22 protein-coding genes are annotated in these 18,872 nt (G+C 62.6%); 15 read left to right on the top strand and 7 right to left on the bottom strand.

From position 1 onward, the window contains the following. The first annotated feature begins 6 nt into the window (after positions 1-6). Complete coding sequence (locus tag NKJ88_RS26630) at positions 7-486, top strand: DUF3828 domain-containing protein (RefSeq protein WP_023694426.1); 480 nt, start codon at positions 7-9, stop codon at positions 484-486. A gap of 4 nt (positions 487-490) precedes the next feature. Beyond that, positions 491-1,102, top strand: a complete 612-nt coding sequence (locus NKJ88_RS26625; RefSeq protein ID WP_023824541.1) for a hypothetical protein — start codon at positions 491-493, stop codon at positions 1,100-1,102. Between the two features lie 219 nt (positions 1,103-1,321). On the opposite strand, the gene queF is transcribed toward NKJ88_RS26625, so the two are convergent. Beyond that, positions 1,322-1,783 carry a preQ(1) synthase gene (gene queF, locus NKJ88_RS26620; RefSeq protein WP_023713074.1) on the bottom strand — a complete coding sequence of 154 codons (462 nt, stop codon included), beginning with the start codon at positions 1,781-1,783 and terminating at the stop codon, positions 1,322-1,324. A 140-nt stretch (positions 1,784-1,923) separates the two neighbouring features. Between queF and NKJ88_RS26615 the strand changes: the two genes are divergently transcribed. Continuing rightward, entirely contained in the window at positions 1,924-3,969 is a 2,046-nt protein-coding gene (locus tag NKJ88_RS26615) for an oxidoreductase (protein ID WP_023824542.1), read from the top strand. A 220-nt stretch (positions 3,970-4,189) separates the two neighbouring features. Here the strand turns inward: NKJ88_RS26615 and NKJ88_RS26610 are convergent, their stop codons facing one another. Next, positions 4,190-4,597 carry a hypothetical protein gene (locus NKJ88_RS26610; RefSeq protein ID WP_023824543.1) on the bottom strand — a complete coding sequence of 136 codons (408 nt, stop codon included), beginning with the start codon at positions 4,595-4,597 and terminating at the stop codon, positions 4,190-4,192. A gap of 190 nt (positions 4,598-4,787) precedes the next feature. Between NKJ88_RS26610 and NKJ88_RS26605 the strand changes: the two genes are divergently transcribed. Then, a complete protein-coding gene (locus tag NKJ88_RS26605; protein WP_023672921.1) occupies positions 4,788-5,192 on the top strand; it encodes a MarR family winged helix-turn-helix transcriptional regulator in 405 nt (134 codons plus the stop codon). A gap of 21 nt (positions 5,193-5,213) precedes the next feature. Here the strand turns inward: NKJ88_RS26605 and NKJ88_RS26600 are convergent, their stop codons facing one another. Then, positions 5,214-7,280 carry a putative bifunctional diguanylate cyclase/phosphodiesterase gene (locus NKJ88_RS26600; RefSeq protein ID WP_023672920.1) on the bottom strand — a complete coding sequence of 689 codons (2,067 nt, stop codon included), beginning with the start codon at positions 7,278-7,280 and terminating at the stop codon, positions 5,214-5,216. 309 nt (positions 7,281-7,589) lie between these two features. Between NKJ88_RS26600 and NKJ88_RS26595 the strand changes: the two genes are divergently transcribed. The 3 genes from NKJ88_RS26595 (at position 7,590) to NKJ88_RS26585 (ending at position 10,623) form a co-directional block, all read left to right on the top strand. Further along, a complete protein-coding gene (locus NKJ88_RS26595) occupies positions 7,590-8,777 on the top strand; it encodes a glycine C-acetyltransferase (protein ID WP_023715232.1) in 1,188 nt (395 codons plus the stop codon). Positions 8,778-8,946: 169 nt separating this feature from the next. Further along, a complete protein-coding gene (tdh, locus tag NKJ88_RS26590; protein ID WP_023715233.1) occupies positions 8,947-9,981 on the top strand; it encodes an L-threonine 3-dehydrogenase in 1,035 nt (344 codons plus the stop codon). 18 nt (positions 9,982-9,999) lie between these two features. After that, complete coding sequence (locus NKJ88_RS26585) at positions 10,000-10,623, top strand: DUF4304 domain-containing protein (RefSeq protein WP_023824545.1); 624 nt, start codon at positions 10,000-10,002, stop codon at positions 10,621-10,623. 31 nt (positions 10,624-10,654) lie between these two features. Here the strand turns inward: NKJ88_RS26585 and NKJ88_RS26580 are convergent, their stop codons facing one another. After that, a complete protein-coding gene (locus NKJ88_RS26580; protein ID WP_023724852.1) occupies positions 10,655-11,092 on the bottom strand; it encodes a MarR family winged helix-turn-helix transcriptional regulator in 438 nt (145 codons plus the stop codon). 124 nt (positions 11,093-11,216) lie between these two features. Here NKJ88_RS26580 and hmgA point away from each other — a divergent pair, with 124 nt between their 5' ends. From hmgA to NKJ88_RS26550, 6 genes are read left to right on the top strand one after another with little or no spacing between them, the layout of a single operon-like run. After that, entirely contained in the window at positions 11,217-12,530 is a 1,314-nt protein-coding gene (gene hmgA, locus NKJ88_RS26575) for a homogentisate 1,2-dioxygenase (RefSeq protein WP_023824546.1), read from the top strand. A gap of 10 nt (positions 12,531-12,540) precedes the next feature. After that, entirely contained in the window at positions 12,541-13,428 is an 888-nt protein-coding gene (locus NKJ88_RS26570; RefSeq protein WP_352446170.1) for an MBL fold metallo-hydrolase, read from the top strand. Next, on the top strand, positions 13,425-14,438 hold the full coding sequence (locus NKJ88_RS26565) for a fumarylacetoacetate hydrolase family protein (protein WP_023672913.1): 1,014 nt from the start codon (positions 13,425-13,427) through the stop codon (positions 14,436-14,438). The genes NKJ88_RS26570 and NKJ88_RS26565 overlap by 4 nt, the downstream gene beginning before the upstream one ends. Positions 14,439-14,450: 12 nt before the next feature. Beyond that, the gene (locus NKJ88_RS26560; RefSeq protein WP_023743661.1) at positions 14,451-14,747 is read left to right on the top strand and encodes a hypothetical protein; all 297 of its coding nucleotides are present in this window, start codon (positions 14,451-14,453) and stop codon (positions 14,745-14,747) included. 7 nt (positions 14,748-14,754) lie between these two features. Beyond that, complete coding sequence (locus NKJ88_RS26555) at positions 14,755-15,051, top strand: hypothetical protein (protein ID WP_023743660.1); 297 nt, start codon at positions 14,755-14,757, stop codon at positions 15,049-15,051. Between the two features lies 1 nt (position 15,052). Beyond that, positions 15,053-15,589, top strand: a complete 537-nt coding sequence (locus NKJ88_RS26550) for a DinB family protein (protein WP_023824548.1) — start codon at positions 15,053-15,055, stop codon at positions 15,587-15,589. A gap of 3 nt (positions 15,590-15,592) precedes the next feature. On the opposite strand, the gene NKJ88_RS26545 is transcribed toward NKJ88_RS26550, so the two are convergent. Both NKJ88_RS26545 and hppD read right to left on the bottom strand, forming a co-directional pair. Further along, on the bottom strand, positions 15,593-15,817 hold the full coding sequence (locus tag NKJ88_RS26545) for a type II toxin-antitoxin system Phd/YefM family antitoxin (RefSeq protein ID WP_023743658.1): 225 nt from the start codon (positions 15,815-15,817) through the stop codon (positions 15,593-15,595). 3 nt (positions 15,818-15,820) lie between these two features. After that, positions 15,821-16,936 carry a 4-hydroxyphenylpyruvate dioxygenase gene (hppD, locus tag NKJ88_RS26540; RefSeq protein WP_023694412.1) on the bottom strand — a complete coding sequence of 372 codons (1,116 nt, stop codon included), beginning with the start codon at positions 16,934-16,936 and terminating at the stop codon, positions 15,821-15,823. A gap of 139 nt (positions 16,937-17,075) precedes the next feature. Here hppD and NKJ88_RS26535 point away from each other — a divergent pair, with 139 nt between their 5' ends. Further along, positions 17,076-17,543: an Lrp/AsnC family transcriptional regulator gene (locus NKJ88_RS26535; protein WP_023734215.1), complete on the top strand. Its 468-nt coding sequence runs from the start codon at positions 17,076-17,078 to the stop codon at positions 17,541-17,543. A 215-nt stretch (positions 17,544-17,758) separates the two neighbouring features. Here the strand turns inward: NKJ88_RS26535 and NKJ88_RS26530 are convergent, their stop codons facing one another. Beyond that, positions 17,759-18,097: a protein tyrosine phosphatase family protein gene (locus tag NKJ88_RS26530; protein WP_023672907.1), complete on the bottom strand. Its 339-nt coding sequence runs from the start codon at positions 18,095-18,097 to the stop codon at positions 17,759-17,761. A gap of 207 nt (positions 18,098-18,304) precedes the next feature. Here NKJ88_RS26530 and NKJ88_RS26525 point away from each other — a divergent pair, with 207 nt between their 5' ends. Beyond that, entirely contained in the window at positions 18,305-18,649 is a 345-nt protein-coding gene (locus NKJ88_RS26525) for a RidA family protein (protein WP_023672906.1), read from the top strand. The last annotated feature ends 223 nt before the right edge of the window (positions 18,650-18,872 follow it).

Below are 18,872 nucleotides of genomic sequence, written 5' to 3'. Positions count from 1 at the left end.
GCCTGCATGAAACCGATAGTGCTTGCCGCTGTCTTTTCGATTGCCTTGCCAGCGACAGTGCTGGCCGGGCCGGCTTCCAACGCCGTCAAGTTCTTTTATGTGCCTGAAGTGAAATTCGAGGGAGACGCAAAGTACCGCGACCGCTTCACCGAGCCGGTGACCAAGCTGTTCGATCTCAACGACCAGGCAACGAAGAACAAGCCCGACGAAGTGGCCTGCCTCGACTTCGATCCCGGCCTCGACGCCCAGGATTTCGACCAGAAGTCGATTGCCAAGACATTGAAGCTGGCCGAGACCGTCAATGGCGATACGGCCGAAGTCACCGCCACCTTCAGCCTTTTTGCGGAAGGCGATGATTCCAAACGCGAAATGCTGTGGTCGCTGAAGAAAATCGACGGCAAATGGAAGGTCGCCGACATTACCTCCAAGACCAGCAGCTGGACGCTGAGCGCGCTGGAATGCATGCCCGACAAAGCGCCGGAGTGATCCTGTGCTCCGCCGTCTTGCCCTGGCGCTGTCGCCCATGTGCGTGCTGGCGGTGGCTATGAGCGCAGCCGCGGCACAAGGCCTGTTGGGCCCGCCGCCAGCCAATGCCCCGGCCGTGACGGCACCGGCCGGCGCAGCACCGCCCGCAAATCCACCCGGGACAGCGGTGGAAGCGGCGACACCGCCGGTTGGGTGGTCGCCGGCCGACGCCGCACCGGCCGCACCCATTCTGCCGGGATCCCCGACGGCGGTGGTGCGGCCATTTTACGATCAGGTGGGGCTGGAGATCGATCCGGCGCAGCGCAGCCACTTCATCGACCCGGCAAAAACCGTTCTCGACAAGAGCGACGCGTTGCGCAAATCCGGGCAGGGCGAATGCCTCGACCCCAACATGGCGCTCGACAATGCCGACTATGACAAGGCCGAGATCGATAAGAGCCTGAAGACACTCGAAGCGATCAATGGCGACCAGGCCAAGGTCATTGTCGCCTTCGTCGTCGCCGGCAACCCGCATCGCCTTGAATGGAAATTCAGGAAAGTCGACGGCGACTGGAAGATATCCGATCTGCTTTCGGTGACCGGTGAATGGGCGCTCAGCCAGTATCAGTGCGAATAATGTTGATTGAGGGTCAGCGCCTGCGATCCTTCGCGCCCCCCTCTGTCCTGCCGGACATCTCCCCCACGGGTGGGGAGATCAGCAGTTCCAGCGTCTCGCCCGCTCCGCATCATTTGAGATTAGCGAAAGCCTATGTGGCGGCCAATCTCCCCCCGTGTGCGGGAGATGTCCGGCAGGACAGAGGGGGGCGCTGTCCCGCTAAAGGTCCGCAAAATAGCTTCAGCCCCTTCCGCGATAGGGGGCAACGCCGGTGTCGGGCAACCAGGCGCCTTCGGGCGGAGCGCCGGTCTGCCAGAAGACATCGATCGGAATGCCGCCGCGCGGATACCAATAGCCGCCTATGCGCAACCACAGCGGCTTCGTTGCCGCCACAATGCGGCGGCCGATCATCACCGTGCAGTCTTCATGGAAAGCGCCATGGTTGCGAAACGAAGTCAAAAACAGTTTGAGCGACTTCGATTCCACAAGGGTGGCATCGGGTGCGTAGTCGATGACGATATGAGCGAAATCCGGCTGTCCGGTTACCGGGCAGAGCGAGGTGAATTCCGGGCAGGTGAAGCGCACGATCGCCGGCGGTCCGTCGCCGCGCTGGAACGGCACGGTCTCCAGGACCGCGGTCTCCGGGCTCTGTGGCGTCTCGACGTGGGCGCCGAGCTGGGTGAGGGTTTTGGTATCGATCATCGTGGTTTTCCTGGGGATTTTCCACGCTCATTAGCATCGGATCAAAAAGTGTGCAGCGATTTTCGGATAAATTCGATGCTTAAGACAAGAACTGGAGCAGCGCGCGCTGCTCCGACACAAACTGGAATGGTAGGAAGATGATGACCAGCAACGACCCGCTTCTCCAGCCTTACCAGCTCAAACACCTGACGCTGAAGAACAGGGTGATGTCGACCAGCCACGAGCCGGCCTATTCAGAGGACGGCATGCCGAAACAGCGCTACCGGCTCTACCATGCCGAAAAGGCCAAGGGCGGCATGGCGCTGACAATGACGGCGGGCTCGGCCATCGTCTCGCGCGACAGCCCGGCCGCCTTTGGGAATCTGCATGTCTATGACGACCGCATCGTGCCGTGGCTGGCCGAACTGGCGGACGCCTGCCACGAGCATGACTGCAAGGTGATGATCCAGATCACCCATCTTGGTCGCCGCACCGGCTGGAACAAGGCCGACTGGCTGCCGGTGCTGTCGGCCTCGCCGGTGCGTGAGCCGGCGCACCGCGCGTTCCCGAAAACTATCGAGGACTGGGACATCGAGCGCATCGTCGCCGACTATGCGTCCGCTGCGCAGCGCTGCCAGGCGGCCGGCCTCGACGGCATCGAGTTCGAATCGTACGGCCATCTGATGGACGGGTTCTGGTCGCCGGCCACAAACCATCGCGACGACGAGTTCGGCGGTTCGCTCGACAACCGGCTGCGCTTCACCGACATGGTGCTGGATGCCGTGCGGGCTGCCGTCGGTGAGAAGTTCATCGTCGGCATCCGCATGGTCGCCGATGAGGATTTTGACAAAGGCCTGTCAAAGGCGGAGGGCGTCGAGATCGCCAGACGGCTCGCCAATTCCGGCAAGGTCGATTTCCTGAACATCATCCGCGGCTCGATCGAAAGCGACGCGGCGCTCACCAAGGTTATCCCGGTGACCGGCATGCGCTCTTCCCCTCATCTCGATTTCGCCGCCGAGGTGAGGGCGGCAACGAAATTTCCGACCTTCCATGCGGCGCGGATTTCCGATGTCGCCACGGCGCGCCACGCCATCGCGACCGGCAAGCTCGATATGGTCGGCATGACCCGCGCCCATATCGCCGACCCGCACATCATCAAGAAGGTCATGGAAGGTCGCGAGCACGAGATCCGGCCTTGCGTCGGCGCCACCTATTGCCTCGATCGTATCTATGAAGGCGGCGAGGCGCTGTGCGTCCACAATGCCGCGACCGGCCGCGAGGCCGAGATTCCGCATATCATCGTCATGACCGAAGGGCCCAGGCGGAAAGTCGTCGTCGTTGGCGCCGGCGCCGGCGGGCTGGAGGCAGCTCGCGTCATGGCCGAACGCGGCCACCATGTCACCGTGCTCGAAGCATCCGGTCAGGCCGGCGGCCAGGTTCGGCTGGCGACGCAGAACCCGCGCCGCAAGGAGTTGATCGGCATCATCGACTGGCGGCTGGCCGAACTCGACCGGCTCGGCGTCGGGATCCGCTACGACACCTGGGCCGAGCAGGACGATGTGCTGGCGCTGTCGCCCGACGTGGTGGTGATCGCCACCGGCGGCCTGCCGCAGAACCCGCCGCTGACATCGGGCGACAATCTCGTCACGTCGAGCTGGGACATCATGGCCGGCAGTGTCAAGCCGGCGGAGAACGTGCTGCTCTTCGACGACAATGGTGGCCACCAGGGCATGGGCGCGGCGGAGCTGATCGCCAATGCAGGGTCAAAACTGGAGCTGGTTTCGCCGGAGCGCTTCTTCGCCCCCGAAATGGGCGGCATGAATCACGTGCCCTATATGCGCGCCTTCCACGAGAAGGGCGTCACCATCACCATCAACACCAGGCTGCGCTCGGTGCGGCGCGAAGGCAATCAGCTGGTTGCCGAACTCGCCTCCGACTTTGCCAATGGCTGGCGCGGCGAGAGGCGGGTCGACCAGGTGGTGGTCGAGCACGGCACGGCGCCGCTCGACGATCTCTATCTCCGGCTGAAACCGCTGTCGAAGAATGGTGGAGCGGTCGACTATGAGCGGCTGGTCGGCGGCGGCGATATTTTTCCTTCACGCAATCCCGAAGGCGGCTTCGTGCTGTTGCGCATCGGCGATGCGGTCGCATCGCGCAACATCCACGCGGCCATCTATGATGGCATCAGGTTCGGCTTGCGGGTGTGAGCTTTACAAGCGGCCTACGGCTTGTTCCAAAACTCGATCTCACCCTTCCGGCGGGCGCAACTCGATCGATCAAAGTGATGGGTGGCGCGCAGCCAAACCTCTGTGCGGAGAGCCACCTTGCACATCCGTCCGAACTGCGCGCCGCGTACGCCACCGCCCGGGAGCCAGGCGACGCACGATGCGGAATGGTCTTCAACCGGGAGGCGACATGCGGCAGGGCTCAAATCATCCTGGCCGTCGCCATGCAAAGCACGGTGAGTACCAGAAGCCAGGCGGCGATGCGCTCGCCGCGGGCCATTTTGGTGCGCAGCGCCGCTTCCGTTGCGGCGTCCGCGCCGGCAAGCTGCCGGCTGGTCTTGCGGACGACGACGCTGAGAACGCCGGCAGCGGCGAAGGCGGCCAGGATGCCCAGCGCCAGCACCATTTCCATCGAGCCGAAATAGGCGCCGTGGAAGAAATACCAGAGCAGGGCGCCGGTCACGAACACCATGCCGGCCGAGCCCATTTGCGGTCCGATAAAGCGCTCCGCCCTGATCTCGGGGTCGCGGGCAAGCGTGATGGTGGTGCCGGCCCAGAACACGCCGGACATGACGTGAAGGCCGATAACGACGATGTAGACATATTGCATGACCGCTTCCTCCTTGCCGCCGCCCGTCCTCGGATCCCTGTCGAACGCGGATAATACGAACTCGGCAGATCGACACGCATGATAGTTAGATATCAAATGGTTCGATGTCAATGTATAATGCCGCGTTCCATCGCTCGGCGCCTTGTTCTACTGTCGGCGCATGACTCCCTTTGACCGTCCGCCAATCGGCATGAATCTCGCGCGCACCTCCAAGCTGGTGGCGCAGGCATTTGACGCCGCTTTGGTCGAGGCCGGGGGCACGCTGCCGGTGTGGCTGACCTTGCTTTCGGTCAAGTCGAGCGAGCTTGCCAACCAACGCGAACTTGCCGGCATGATCGGCATCCAGGGCGCCACGCTCACCCACCATCTCAACGCCATGGAGGCGCAAGGCTTGCTGACGCGCCGCCGCGATCCGGACAACCGCCGGGTTCATCTGGTCGAGCTGACGCAGGCGGGCGAAACGATGTTCCTGAAGCTGCGGGCGGCGGCTCTCATCTTCGACAAGCGGCTGCGCGCGGGATTGCCGGACGACAGGCTGGCGGAGTTCGCCGAGGTGCTGGCGGCATTGCGGGCGAATGTCGCGCCGGCCAAATGACCGGCACCGGTGGGCAATAGTCTAGGCTAAATTGCCCTGAAGCACCTTCAGCTTGGCTTTCTTCGGGCTGCGCGCCAGCAGCCATTCGCGCGCTTTGTCCTGCGGCATCGGGAAGGCGATGGAATAGCCCTGCACCTGATCGCAGCCGATTGCCATCAGCGAATCGAGCTCGGCTTCGGTTTCCGCGCCCTCGGCGACGATCGAAATGCCGAGACCGCGCGCCAGCTCGGTGATGGCGCGCACGATCTTGGTGTTGTCGCCATTCTCGTTGATGTTCTGGACGAAGCGGCGGTCGATCTTCAGCCGGTCGATCTCGTTGGGATTGACGTGGCTGAGCGAGGCATAGCCGGTGCCGAAATCGTCGAGCTCAAGATGGACGCCGGCAGCGCGGATGTGGCGCAGCTTCGCCGCGATGCCCGTCTTCTCGTCGTCGAGAATGACGGATTCGACGATTTCCAGCGACAGTTTCTGCGGAGCAAGGCCGGCCTTTTCCAGCGTTGCGAACAGGAAGCGGTCGAAGTCGGGTTCGCGCAGCTCGGTGCCGGACACGTTGACGGCAAGCCGGCCGAAAGCGATGCCGGCGCGATCCCATTCGGCTGCTTGCTCGATCGCCTTGGTAAAGACGATGCGGCCGATCTCGGGCATGAAGCCGCATTTTTCGGCGACCGGAATGAACTCGCCCGGCGCAATCATGCCGCGCTCGGCATGCTTCCAGCGCACCAGCGCCTCGATGCCGCTGATGGCGCCGTTGCTCAGCGACACCTGCGGCTGGAAATAGACCTGGAAGGCGTTCTCCGAAATCGCGACCTTGATGTCGTGCTCGAGCTGCTTGCGGTAGTCTAGCTCGCGCCTGAGTTCCTCCGAGAAGAACGAGAAGCTGCCGCCGCCGAGCTTTTTGGCGGAATAGAGCGCGAGGTCGGCGTGGACGAGCAGATCCTCGGCATTGTCGGCGTCGATGGGATAGACGGCAATGCCGGCGCTGGCCCCTGGAAGGATGGTCGTGCCCTGGAAGGTAATCGGCTCGTTGATCTCCTCCAGGATGCGACGGGCCAGCATGTTGATGTCCTCGGGGCCGCCGGCGCCATTGAGGATCATCACGAATTCGTCGCCGCCAAGGCGCGCGCACAGATCCGACGCACGGCAGGAATCGCGCATGCGCTGCGCGGTGACGACCAGCACATAGTCGCCGGCGGCGTGGCCGAGTGTGTCGTTGATCTGCTTGAACCGGTCGAGGTCGAGCTGGATGACCGCCAGCCTCTCACGCCGGCGATGCGCGCCCTTGATCAGCGTTTCGAAGTGGTCGGTCAGGAAGGTGCGGTTGTGCAGGCCGGTCAGCCCGTCATGTACGGCGATGAAGGCCATCGAGTTGCGGGCATCGACAAGCTCATGGGTCTTGCGCAGGATCGCCTTCGACATCGGCCGGAAGATGAAAAGCGCCACCAGCACGATGACGCCGATGGTGGCGTAGAACAAGGTGCGGTGGAGATCGAGGAGCTTTTCCGACCGCTCGTCGGCGAATGCGGCGATGCGTTGGCCGAGCGCGGCATAACCCGACAGCGTCGCATTGGCGACGGAAGCATCGAGATTGACGCGCTCGCCGCCGCCCTTGTAGGCGGCATTGCCGGAGAGCTGGGATTCGAAGGACGAGATCAGCCTTTCGCCATTGGCGACCAGCCCGACCGAGAAATAGTCGAGGTGGAACGGCTTGCCGTAGAGCACGCTCTCGATCGACTTTGGATCGGACAATGCTGGCGACAGTGGGTCGGCTCCCGTCTGTTTGAGCAGCAGGTCGTAGTTCGTCTCGAACTCGGCGGTCGCCTGTTTCAGCGCGGCAACCAGGGCCGGCTGCTTGTCACGCGCGGCGGAGCCGGTTGCGCTGGTCAAAAAGACAATGCGCTGCGACAGCGCCTTCTGGGTGCTGACGATGTCGAGCAGAGTATGGTTGTGCTGTTGCGCCGCCATCATCTGCTGCAGCAGGATGAAGGAGGCCATCACCATGGCGGCGATGATCAGCAGCGCCAGCCAGTAGCCGCTCTTGATCAGCAGGATGAGTTTGCCCGAGACGGTTTGCGCCGGCTGCTGCGACATATTCTAGGTGACCCCTCGGTCGACGGATTTCTGCCACCGATTCGTGGCAAGAACACCATTGCCTTGAAAGGGTTAACAGGTCTGGAAGCCGGCGGAACTGCTGCTTCCGCAGTAAACGAAAGCTGCCGAGATGGTTATCATGTTATTTCGCGGCATGGCCGTATTCGCGTGCCTGCTACTCCAGCATGCTGGCCATGCGATCGGATCGCGCCAGGGTTGAGGCAGCCGCGCCACCGAAGCGGTCGCTTTTGCGGTGGATTTTTAGTGCGCGTAGCGCGACAGTCGCGCCAATCTCAACAGGACCTGATCATGAGCGCGGCATTCCTCTCCCATATCGACAACGAACTGCAAGGGCTGAAATCCGCCGGGCTCTACAAATCCGAGCGGGTGATCACCTCGACCCAGTCGGCTGAGATCGAAGTCGGCGGCGACAAGGTGCTGAACTTCTGCGCCAACAACTATCTCGGCCTCGCCGACAGCGCCGAGTTGCGCACCGCGGCCAAAGGCGCGCTCGACCGCTACGGTTACGGCATGGCCTCGGTGCGCTTCATCTGCGGCACGCAGGAAGAGCACAAGCAGCTTGAATCAACGATTTCATCCTTCCTCGGCCTGGACGACACCATCCTTTACGGCTCCTGCTTCGACGCCAATGGCGGCCTGTTCGAAACGCTGCTCGGCGAGGAGGATGCGATCATCTCCGATGCGCTGAACCATGCCTCGATCATCGACGGCGTGCGGCTGTCGAAGGCCAAGCGCTTCCGCTATGCCAACAACGACATGGCCGACCTCGAAGCGCGGCTGAAGGAGGCGAAAGACTGCCGCTTCCGCCTGATCGCCACCGACGGCGTGTTCTCCATGGACGGCATCATCGCCAATCTGAAAGGCGTCTGCGACCTCGCGGAAAAGTACGGCGCCATGGTGATGGTCGACGACAGCCATGCCGTCGGCTTCGTCGGCAAGAACGGCCGCGGCTCGGCCGAGCATTGCGGCGTCGAGGGCAGGGTGGATATCATCACCGGCACGCTCGGCAAGGCGCTCGGCGGCGCCTCCGGCGGCTACACCTCCGGCAAAAGCCAGGTCGTCGACTGGCTGCGCCAGCGTTCGCGGCCTTATCTCTTCTCCAACACGCTGATGCCGGCGATTGCCGGCGCTTCCATCAAGGTGTTCGAGCTGATCCGCAATGGCGACGCCCTGCGCGAACGCCTCTATGCCAATGCGGCGCGCTTTCGCTCCGAAATGGGCAAGCTCGGCTTCACGCTGGCCGGCGCCGATCATCCGATCATTCCGGTGATGCTGGGCGATGCCAGCCTGGCGCAGGAAATGGCGGCGCGCATGCTGAAGCGCGGCATTTATGTCATCGGCTTTTCCTTCCCGGTGGTGCCGAAAGGCCAGGCGCGCATCCGCACGCAGATGTCGGCGGCGCATTCCAGCGCCGACATCGACCGCGCCGTGGCAGCGTTCGCGGCGGTCGGCAAGGAACTGGGCGTGATTGGCTGAGAGTTTTACCCTCCCCCTTTGTGGGGAGGGTCGACTTCCGACCGCTTGCGAAGCAAGCGGGCGGGAGGCGGGGTGGGGGTCTGCAGGGTCACGACCTCCGCCAGTTTTTGACCCCCACCCGGCCCTTCGGGCCACCCTCCCCACAAGGGGGAGGGTAAGGAGTTGTAGCATGTCGAACATGATGAAGGCGCTGGTGAAGGCCAAGGCCGAACCGGGCATCTGGATGGAAGAGGCACCGGTGCCGGAGATCGGCCCCAACGACGTGCTGATCAAGGTCAAGAAGACGGCGATCTGCGGCACCGACGTCCACATCTACAATTGGGACCAGTGGGCGCAGAAGACCGTGCCGGTGCCGATGGTGACCGGCCATGAATTCGTCGGCACGGTGGCCGATTTCGGCGCTGCGGTCACCGAATACAAGGTCGGCCAGCGTGTCTCCGGCGAAGGTCACATCGTCTGCGGCCATTGCCGCAATTGCCGCGCCGGCAGGGGGCATCTCTGCCGTAACACGCTCGGCGTCGGCGTCAACCGCCCCGGCGCCTTCGGCGAATATCTGGCGATCCCGCAGCACAATGTCGTGCCGATCCCCGACGATGTGCCCGACGAGATCGCCGCGATCTTCGATCCCCTGGGCAATGCCGTCCACACCGCTCTGTCCTTCGACCTGGTCGGTGAAGACGTTCTGGTCACCGGCGCCGGGCCGATCGGCATCATGGGCGCGCTCGTTGCCCAATGTGTGGGGGCGCGAAAAGTCGTCATCACCGACATCAACCCGGTGCGGCTGGCGCTGGCCAAAAAGCTCGGCGTCCAGCATGTCGTCGATGCCTCGAAGGAAAAACTGCGCGACGTTATGCCGGCGCTGGGCATGACCGAGGGTTTTGACGTCGGCCTCGAAATGTCGGGCGCCGCGCCCGCCTTTCGCGACATGATCGACACCATGAACAATGGCGGCAAGATCGCCATTCTGGGCATCGCGCCGACCGGCTTCGAAATCGACTGGAACAAGGTCATCTTCAAGATGCTGCACTTGAAGGGCATCTACGGCCGCGAAATGTTCGAGACTTGGTACAAGATGATCGCCCTGGTGCAGGGGCCGCTGGATGTGTCGGGTCTGATTACGCACCGCATTGGGATCGACGATTTCCAGACGGGGTTTGACGCGATGCGGAGCGGCAGTTCGGGCAAGGTGGTGATGGATTGGTGAGGCACGTGTGGGTGCAAGATGGCGGACAATGAGCACGGTCGTATCATTGCCTCGCAGGCAAAGCTCGTACTGAAGCCGGCCGGATTTCGACGCAAAGGGCAGTCCCGAATCTGGATCGCCGATCGCGGCTTCTGGCTAAGTGTAGTCGAGTTCCAGCCCAGTTCCTGGTCCAAGGGCACTTACCTTAACGTAGCAGTCCACTGGCTCTGGGGTTCGCTTCCGGAAGCGATTACCTTCGATCGCGTTGAGCGCATTGGACAGTTCGTTCCGTTCGAGAGCCCGCCACAGTTTCTTCTCGCGGTTGATCAAATGGCCAAGAAGGTCGTCGAAATCGATCAGGTTCACCGATCGATGTTCCCTTCCGTCCAGGCGACAGCGAAAATCCTCGTGAGTGAATTGCAGCCGGGCGCCTACGGCGAGTGGGCGGCCTTCCACGCCGGGGTGGCGGCTGGTTTGGCCGGTGGTTTTGAAACGGCAAGGCGACTGTTTGAAAGCGCTCAAAGACACGCGGCTTCGCAAGCGCAGGCGCTTCTAGCCTACATTGATGATCCGGTGGCATTTCGAAGCCGTGTCAGAGGCTTCATTGAAGCCGAACGCGCCTATTACGGTCTAGGGGCGTTGCCTGCCGCATTCGCGATCTGATTTCAGCGACGGTCGAACTTATGGGAAGATCTCAACCCAAGGTGAGTTTTGCCTCCAGCGCCGCCACCCCATTCACAATCGCCGCCCGCTCTTCCGTACCAAGCCTCGCCAGCAACTGCCGTTCAAAGGCTTTCGCCAGCGGCACCATCTCGCGATAGGCGGCCAGTCCCGCCTTGGTCAGCGCCAAATGCTCCACACGCCGATCATTCTCGTCCGGCGTGCGCGTCAGCCAGCGCCGCCGCTCAAGCTCCGCCACCGCCCGCGAAACCTTGGTCTTGTGCATGGCCGACTGCTCGCCGAGCGCCGTCGCGGTCATCGTGCCGCGCTGTCCGAGCCCAGAGAGTGTGCGCCATTCCGGCCGCGTCAGACCGTGACGGTCGCGGTAGATTTTTGAAAATTCTCGGCTGACAGCGTCGGCCAGCCGGTAAAGCCGGTAGGGCAGGAAATTTTCGAGTTCGAGGGTTTCCATATGCGCACCGTGGATGCGGCATCAGCCGTTGATAGTTACATTTTCGATGGTTACAAATGAAACCAGTTTGGTCAACATCGCCGGCAGGCCGCGCTTCGCGGCGGTCGGGATCAGGGAGGATCGGATGGAATTTTCCTACATGCCGGGCTTCGGCAATGATTTTGAGACCGAAACGCTGCCCGGCTCGCTGCCGCAAGGGCGCAATTCCCCGCAGCGGCCGGCTTACGGACTTTATGCCGAGCAGCTCTCGGGCTCGCCCTTCACCGCCCCGCGCGGCACCAATGAGCGCTCCTGGCTCTACCGCATCCGGCCGAGCGTAAAACACACCGGCCGCTTCAAGGCGGCGAGCTATCCCCTGTGGAAGACCGCTCCCAATGTCGGCGACCACGAGCTGGCGCTCGGCCAGTACCGCTGGAACCCGGTGCCGATGCCGAAGGAGCCGACCGATTTCATTCAAGGGATGCGCACCATCACCACCGCCGGCGACGTGCTGGGCCAAAGCGGCATGGCGGCGCATGTCTATGTCGCCAACCGCTCGATGGTCGACGACCATTTCTTCAACGCCGACGGCGAGTTGCTGATTGTCCCCCAGGTCGGTGCCTTGCGCTTTTTCACCGAGATGGGCGTCATCGAGCTTCGGCCCGGCGAGATCGCCGTGCTGCCGCGCGGTCTGGTGTTCAAGGTCGAGCTCGCCGACAAGGAAGTGCGCGGCTATGTCTGCGAGAATTACGGCGCCAAGCTGACGCTGCCCGACCGCGGCCCGATTGGCGCCAACTGCCTGGCCAACCCACGCGACTTCAAGACGCCCAGCGCCTGGTTCGAGGAGAAGGAAACGCCGTGCCGGCTGACGGTGAAATGGTGCGGCAATTTCCATGTCACCGAGATCGGCCATTCGCCGCTCGATGTCGTCGCCTGGCACGGCAACTACGCCCCCTACAAATATGATCTGGCGACGTTTTCTCCGGTTGGCGCCATCCTGTTCGACCATCCCGATCCGTCGATCTTCACCGTGCTGACGGCGCCGAGCGGCGAGGAGGGCACCGCCAACATCGACTTCGTCATCTTCCCGCCGCGCTGGCTGGTGGCGGAGGATACGTTCCGCCCGCCCTGGTACCACCGAAACATCATGAGCGAGTTCATGGGCCTGATCCACGGCCAGTATGACGCCAAGGAGGAAGGTTTTCTCCCGGGCGGCATCAGCCTGCACAATCTGATGCTGGCCCACGGCCCAGACGCGCCTGGCTTCGAAAAGGCCTCGCGCTCGGAGCTGAAACCGGTCAAGCTCGACAACACCATGGCCTTCATGTTCGAGACCCGATTCCCGCAAATGCTCACCCGCTACGGCGCCGAGCTTGAAACGAGGCAGGACAATTACATCGATTGCTGGACCGATCTGAAGAAGCGTTTCAACGGCACGCCGGAGGGCGACTGGTCTTGAGATCAGCCCAATGAACGACCGGCTGGTGCTTCTCGGCTCCAAGGGCGGCCCGGCGCTGCGGCCGGGCGGGCCGTGGCCGAGTTCGTCGCTGCTGGAGCTTGGCGGGCGAACCATCGTCGTCGATTGCGGGCTCGGCGTCACGCGCGGTCTGGTCGATTCCGCCGTCAGCCTGAAGGCGCTCGACCTGGTCTTCGTCACCCACCTGCATTCCGACCATGTGCTGGAACTGGGTCCGTTGCTCCACACCGCCTGGACCGCCGGCCTCGCCAGCCCGGTGACGCTGTTCGGACCACCCGGCACCGGCCAATACTGGCGCCGCTTCTGCCAGGCGATGGAGTTCGACATTGAAATTCGCATCGTCGATGAGGGCAGGCCGGACATTCGCGAAATGGCTTCGATCGTGGAATTCGGCGAGGGCGAGATTTTTGCGCAGCGCGGCCTGAAGGTCTCGGCACTGCGCGTCGACCATCCGCCGGTCACGGACTGTTTCGCACTGAGTTTCGACCACGCTGGCAAAAGCATCGTCTTCTCGGCCGACACAGCCTTCTTTCCGCCGCTCGCAGGCTTTGCCCGAAATGCCGACATTCTCGTCCATGAGGCCATGCTGGAAGAAGGCATCGAGCGGCTGGTCGCCAGGACCGGCAATGGCGCGCGGCTGAAAGAGCATCTGCTTGCCAGCCACTCATTTGCCGAGCAGGCAGGTCGCATCGCCAGCGATGCCGGGGTGAAGAGGCTGGTGCTCAACCACCTCATTCCGGCCGATGATGCCGCGATCGGCGAGGCCGACTGGGAGGCGGCCGTCAGGAAATCGTGGGCGGGTGACTTGACGATTGCCCGCGACGGCCTTGTTGTGAACTTAGACGGCGCCAAAGCCGCATCAGGAGAGGAAACCGCATGAAGCTTGCCACATTGAGGGACGGGACGCGCGACGGAAAGCTTGTCGTCGTCTCGCGCGACCTGACGCGCTTCACCGACGCCTCGTTCCTGGCGCGCACGCTGCAGGCGGCACTCGACGACTGGCAGCGGATTTCGCCGCACCTGGCGACGATCGCCGAATCGCTGGAGAACAATGCGGTGCCGTCGGCACGCTTCCATGAGCATGACGCCCATTCGCCGCTGCCGCGCGCCTATCAATGGGCCGATGGTTCTGCCTATGTGAACCACGTCGAGCTGGTGCGCAAAGCCCGCGGCGCCGAGATGCCGGCAAGCTTCTGGACCGATCCGCTGATCTACCAGGGTGGCTCGGATTCCTTCATCGCGCCGCGCGAGCCGATCCGCACGGCGGACGAAGCCTTCGGCATCGACATGGAGGCGGAAGTCTCCGTCATCGTCGACGATGTGCCGATGGGCGCCAGCCTCGACCAGGCGCGCGCCGCCATCCGGCTGGTCATGCTGGTCAATGATGTGACGCTGCGCGCGCTCACCGGACCCGAGCTCGCCAAGGGGTTTGGCTTCTTCCAGTCGAAGCCGTCCTCGGCTTTTTCGCCGGTGGCGGTGACGCCGGACGAACTCGGCGACGCCTGGGATGGCGGCAAGGTCAACCTGCCTCTGCTCGCCGACGTCAACGGCAAGCCGTTCGGCCGTGCCAATGCCGGCGTCGACATGACCTTCGACTTCCCGGCGCTGATTGCCCATGCCGCAAAGACACGGCCGCTGGTTGCCGGCACCATCATCGGTTCCGGCACCGTCTCCAACAAGCTGGATGGCGGGCCGGGCAAACCGGTGGCGGCCGGCGGCGCCGGCTATTCCTGCATCGCTGAACTGCGCATGATCGAGACCATTGAGTCTGGCGAGCCCAAGACGCCGTTCCTGCGCTTTGGCGATACGGTGCGTATCGAGATGAAGAATAAAAGCGGAAACTCGATCTTCGGCGCCATCGAGCAGAAGGTCGAGAAGTCCCAGGCATAAGAGGGGGCAATAGTGACGGGAGAGGCGTTCTACCTGCTGGCCGGCGTCTGGGCGCTGGCCATTCTGGTGGTCTTCATCCAGGCGATCCGGCTGAGCTACCGCATCGAGGCGCGCTCGCCCGATCTGACCAACCGCAGTGGCTACCCGCGCAAGGCGATGATGTTCCACACCATCACCAACACCAATGTGGCGCGGGACGAGGAGACGCAGGCGATGCGGCGGCGCATGAACCGCCTTTTGCTGATCGTTGTCGCCGGCTTCGCGGTGATGGCGGCAGGCTTGTATCTGATGCGATCGACGGGAGCGTGAATGGCAGATGGCCTATACCGCTTCTTATCTTTGGTTTCTTGGGCTTTGCAGCGTCGCAACCGGCTGGCTTTTGATTTCCGCAATTCGGCTCTGCCGGCAGGTCGAGGATCGGTCTGAAAGGCTGCGTAATTTCAGCAGCGAGGCGCGCCTGCCGAGGCTTGTGTACGTCGCTTTGAACCGGGAAGTCGCAAGCGATGCAGGAACGCAAGAACTGCGCCGCGGTATGAACGCTCGTCTTCTGGGGATAGCTGCCATACTCGTCATTCTGAAGTTGGTGGACTTGGTCGGTTGGCCAAGCGCATAACATGGATATTCTCACCCACTTCAGCCGCATGGCCGGCAACAATCTCTGGTCGAATGACCGGCTCTACCGCGCTGTGCTTGCGCTGAAGCCCGGCGAATTCGAAGCCGAACGCACCAGCTTCTTCCCGTCGATCAAGGCAACGCTCAACCACATCCTTGCGGTCGATCATCTCTATCTCGATTTTCTCGAAGAAGGCGGCGTCGGTGCGGCCGCCTATGACGACTACGTGCCGTTCGATGTGCCGCAGGCGCTGTTTGCCGCCCAGGTCGCAGCAGATCGACGCCTGATCGCCTTTTGCGAGAAGCTGTCGGAGGCGGATCTCGACCGTCAGGTCATCACCGACCGGCGCGAGGATGGCATGATCCCCGAAAAAATCGGCGACATTCTCGCCCATGTCTTCCTGCACGACATCCACCATCGCGGCCAGGTGCACGCGATGCTCTCCGGCACGTCAGTCGCGCCGCCGCAACTGGACGAGTTCTTGCTCGATTATGATTTGAAGGTGAGGAGGGAAGAGGTCGTGCGGCTGGGCCTCTGACCTTTATCTGGTGTACTCGTTCCATTCAGGGCCGAGTTTGTCGAAATCGTCAGAAATCCAAATCTTGCCCTTCAGGGCACCTATGCGCGACAACAAGTCTTCTCGAACTGGTGGCACGAGCCGCGCCGCGATCTTGCCGTGATGAGTGATGACTATCTCCTCGCCGGCCTCCGCGCGGCCGACGAGTTCCGTTAGTTTGGCCTTTGCTTCGGTTATGGAGACGTTCACGGTTCACGCCGCCTTGCCATCGACCTTGATCACGCCGCGCTTGATCTGGTCCTGCTCGATCGACTCGAACAGCGCGCGGAAATTGCCTTCGCCAAAACCTTCGTCGCCCTTCCTCTGGATGAATTCGAAGAAGATCGGGCCGATCACGGTTTTGGAGAATATCTGCAGCAGGATCTTGGTCATGCCGCCGTCGACCACGCCTTCGCCGTCGATCAGGATGCCGTGCTTCTTCATCCGCTCGATCGGCTCGTCATGCCCGTTCACCCTGTTGTACGACATGTCGTAGTAGGTCTCCGGCGGACCGGGCATGAACTTCAGCCCGTTGTCGGCAAGCTTGTCGGTGGCGGCGTAGATGTCGTCGGTGCCGACAGCGATATGCTGGATGCCTTCGCCATTGTACTTCTTCAGATACTCGGCGATCTGGCTGGTGTCGTCCTTGGACTCGTTCAGCGGGATACGGATCTTGCCGCAGGGCGAGGTGATGGCGCGGCTGACGAGGCCGGTGATCTTGCCGTCGATGTCGAAGAAATGGATCTGCTTGAAGCCGAACAGCTCGCGATAAAAGTCCCACCATTTGTCCATCTGGCCGCGATAGACATTGTGGGTGAGGTGGTCGAGGAAATAGAAGCCGACGCCTTGCGGCCGCGGGTCGCGTTCGCCCAGCCACTCGAACTCGGCATCATAGGCCGAGCCCTTCTTGCCATAGGCTTCGATGAAATAGAGCAGCGAGCCGCCAATGCCGACAATGGCCGGCACGTCGAGCGCCTTGTCGTTGCCGTCGTAGGGCGTGGCGCCTTTCGATACCGCATGCTCGAATGCGTGCTTGGCATCGACAACACGCCAGGCCATCGAGGCGGCGCAAGGGCCGTGTTTGTCGACGAACTTCATCGCATGCGAGCCCGGTTCGGCATTGACGACATAGTTGATATCGCCCTGGCGCCAGACGGTGATGTCCTTCGTGCGGTGCTTGGCCACCGCCACATAGCCCATGCGGGTGAACAGTTCTGCTAGCTTCTGCGGCTCCGCATGCGCGAACTCGACGAACTCGAAACCGTCGGTGCCGGCGGGGTTTTCCTTGCTGATCTTTGCGGGCGGGGCGTCGTGCGGGAAGGGACCCATGGCATTCCTCCAAACGGATGGTGGCCGCATCGGACCACGAGATGACGCATGATAGTGCGAAGTGACCGCACGGTGCTTGCATTCAAACGCTTGAAATGATCATCTTGTGCGTAATTCATGCATGATTGGAGATGAATCGATGAATGAAGCGCGCATCGATCAATTTGACCGCAAGATAATGGCTCTCTTGCAGGGCGACGCGCGGCTCACCAACAACGATCTCTCGGAGCGCGTGAACCTGTCGGCATCGCAATGCTCACGCCGCCGCCAGCGGCTGGAGGAAGACGGCTACATCAAGGGCTATCGCGCCGTGCTCGACCGCGACAAGCTCGGCTTCTCGCTGGTCAACGTCATCTCGGTGACGCTCGCCACCCATAACCGCGACAATGCCAGGCGCTTCGGCGAGCTGCTGGCGCGGCTGCCGGAGGTGCAGGAGGCGCACGCGCTGACCGGCGAGATGGATTATATCTTGAAGGTGGTGACGCCCGATCTGAAATCATTGTCGGAATTCGTCAACGGTGTGCTCCTGCCGCACGAATCCGTGCAGCATGTGAAGACGGCGATCGTGTTGGAGACGCTGAAGGAGACCGGCGCGCTGCCGATCTAGTTTGAGAGAGTTTCAGTTGATACGTCGGCGGGACAGCACCCCTCTCTGGCCTGCCGGCCATCTCCCCCGCAAAGAGGAGATCAGCAGCTTTGTCCAGCGCTCATCCTGCAACGTCGGCGATTGGCGAAGAGCGAAGGCGACATCCGATCTCCCCCCGGGGGAGATGTCCGGCAGGACAGAGGGGGGTGTGAGGGATCGCCAGCGCCTCAGGATGCTCACCCCTTGGACTGCTGAATCAGCCCGTAGAGATTGGTGCAGCGCGCGCCGGAGCGGCAATAAGCAAATACCGGGCCTTCGAGCGCGTCGAGCGCTTCGGCCTGATCTTCGACATTCTCGGCTGTGATCTGGCCGCTGATTACCGGGATGTAGCGGAAGGCCAGCCCCGCGGCTTCGACCGCCGCCTTGACGCTGTCGGCCGAAGGCTGGTCGGGCTGCTCGTCATCCGGCCGGTTGCAGATCACGCTCTTGAAACCTGCTTCCTTGATGGCGGCGGCATCTTCGGGCTGGATCTGGCCCGAGACCGAATAGTCCTCGCTGATTTCTCGATATTCCATGGCTCTCATCCTCTCAACCTGGTTTGGCGCGAAGTCTTGCCACTCTCACACGAGGTCGGCAATCCGCGCCGGAAAGAAATACCTCGGCGCAGATAGACATTTGCGGTCTAAGATCCAACCCAGGCTCAAGAGGTTTCGCGCTGTTGGCCTTGCCCGAAGCCGGCAGCGACTCTAAACAGGCGCACCGACAAACGAAGGAACCATCCCATGAGCATTCGTCGCATCGATGTTGGCCCGCGCATGAGCCAGATCGTCATCCACGGCAACACCGTCTATCTCGCCGGCCAGGTCGGAACGCCCGGCGCCAGCGTTGGCGAACAGACGAGGTCGATCCTCGCATCTATCGACGAACTGCTGGCCAAGGCCGGCACCGACAAGACCAAGATCCTGCAGGCGATCATCTGGCTGGCCGATATGGGCACCTTCGCCGAGATGAACAAGGAATGGGACAAGTGGGTCCCGCAAGGCAACACGCCCGCCCGCGCCACGGGTGAGGCCAAGCTTGCAGGGCCGGAATACACCGTCGAGATTATCGTTACGGCGGCGATTTAGAGCGCGGCGCCTTACCCTCCCCCTCGAGGGGAGGGTCGGCGAGTAGTCGAAGCGAAGCGGAGACTGCGAGACGGGGTGGGGTCGGCGAGGCTGCACCGCCCCCCCCCCCCCAAACCCCAGGCGCCGGGGGGGGCCAGGAACGCCCCCCCCCCCAAGAGCGGGGGCGGGTGAGCCCCCGCCCAACGCCCCGCACCGCCCCCCACAAGGGCGACAACCCCCCGGG

Source organism: Mesorhizobium sp. M0016 (assembly GCF_040324035.1).
In the GTDB taxonomy this organism is placed as follows: domain Bacteria; phylum Pseudomonadota; class Alphaproteobacteria; order Rhizobiales; family Rhizobiaceae; genus Mesorhizobium.
The sequence above is the reverse complement of the archived record's forward strand: the minus strand, read 5'-3'. Positions and strand labels throughout refer to the sequence as shown.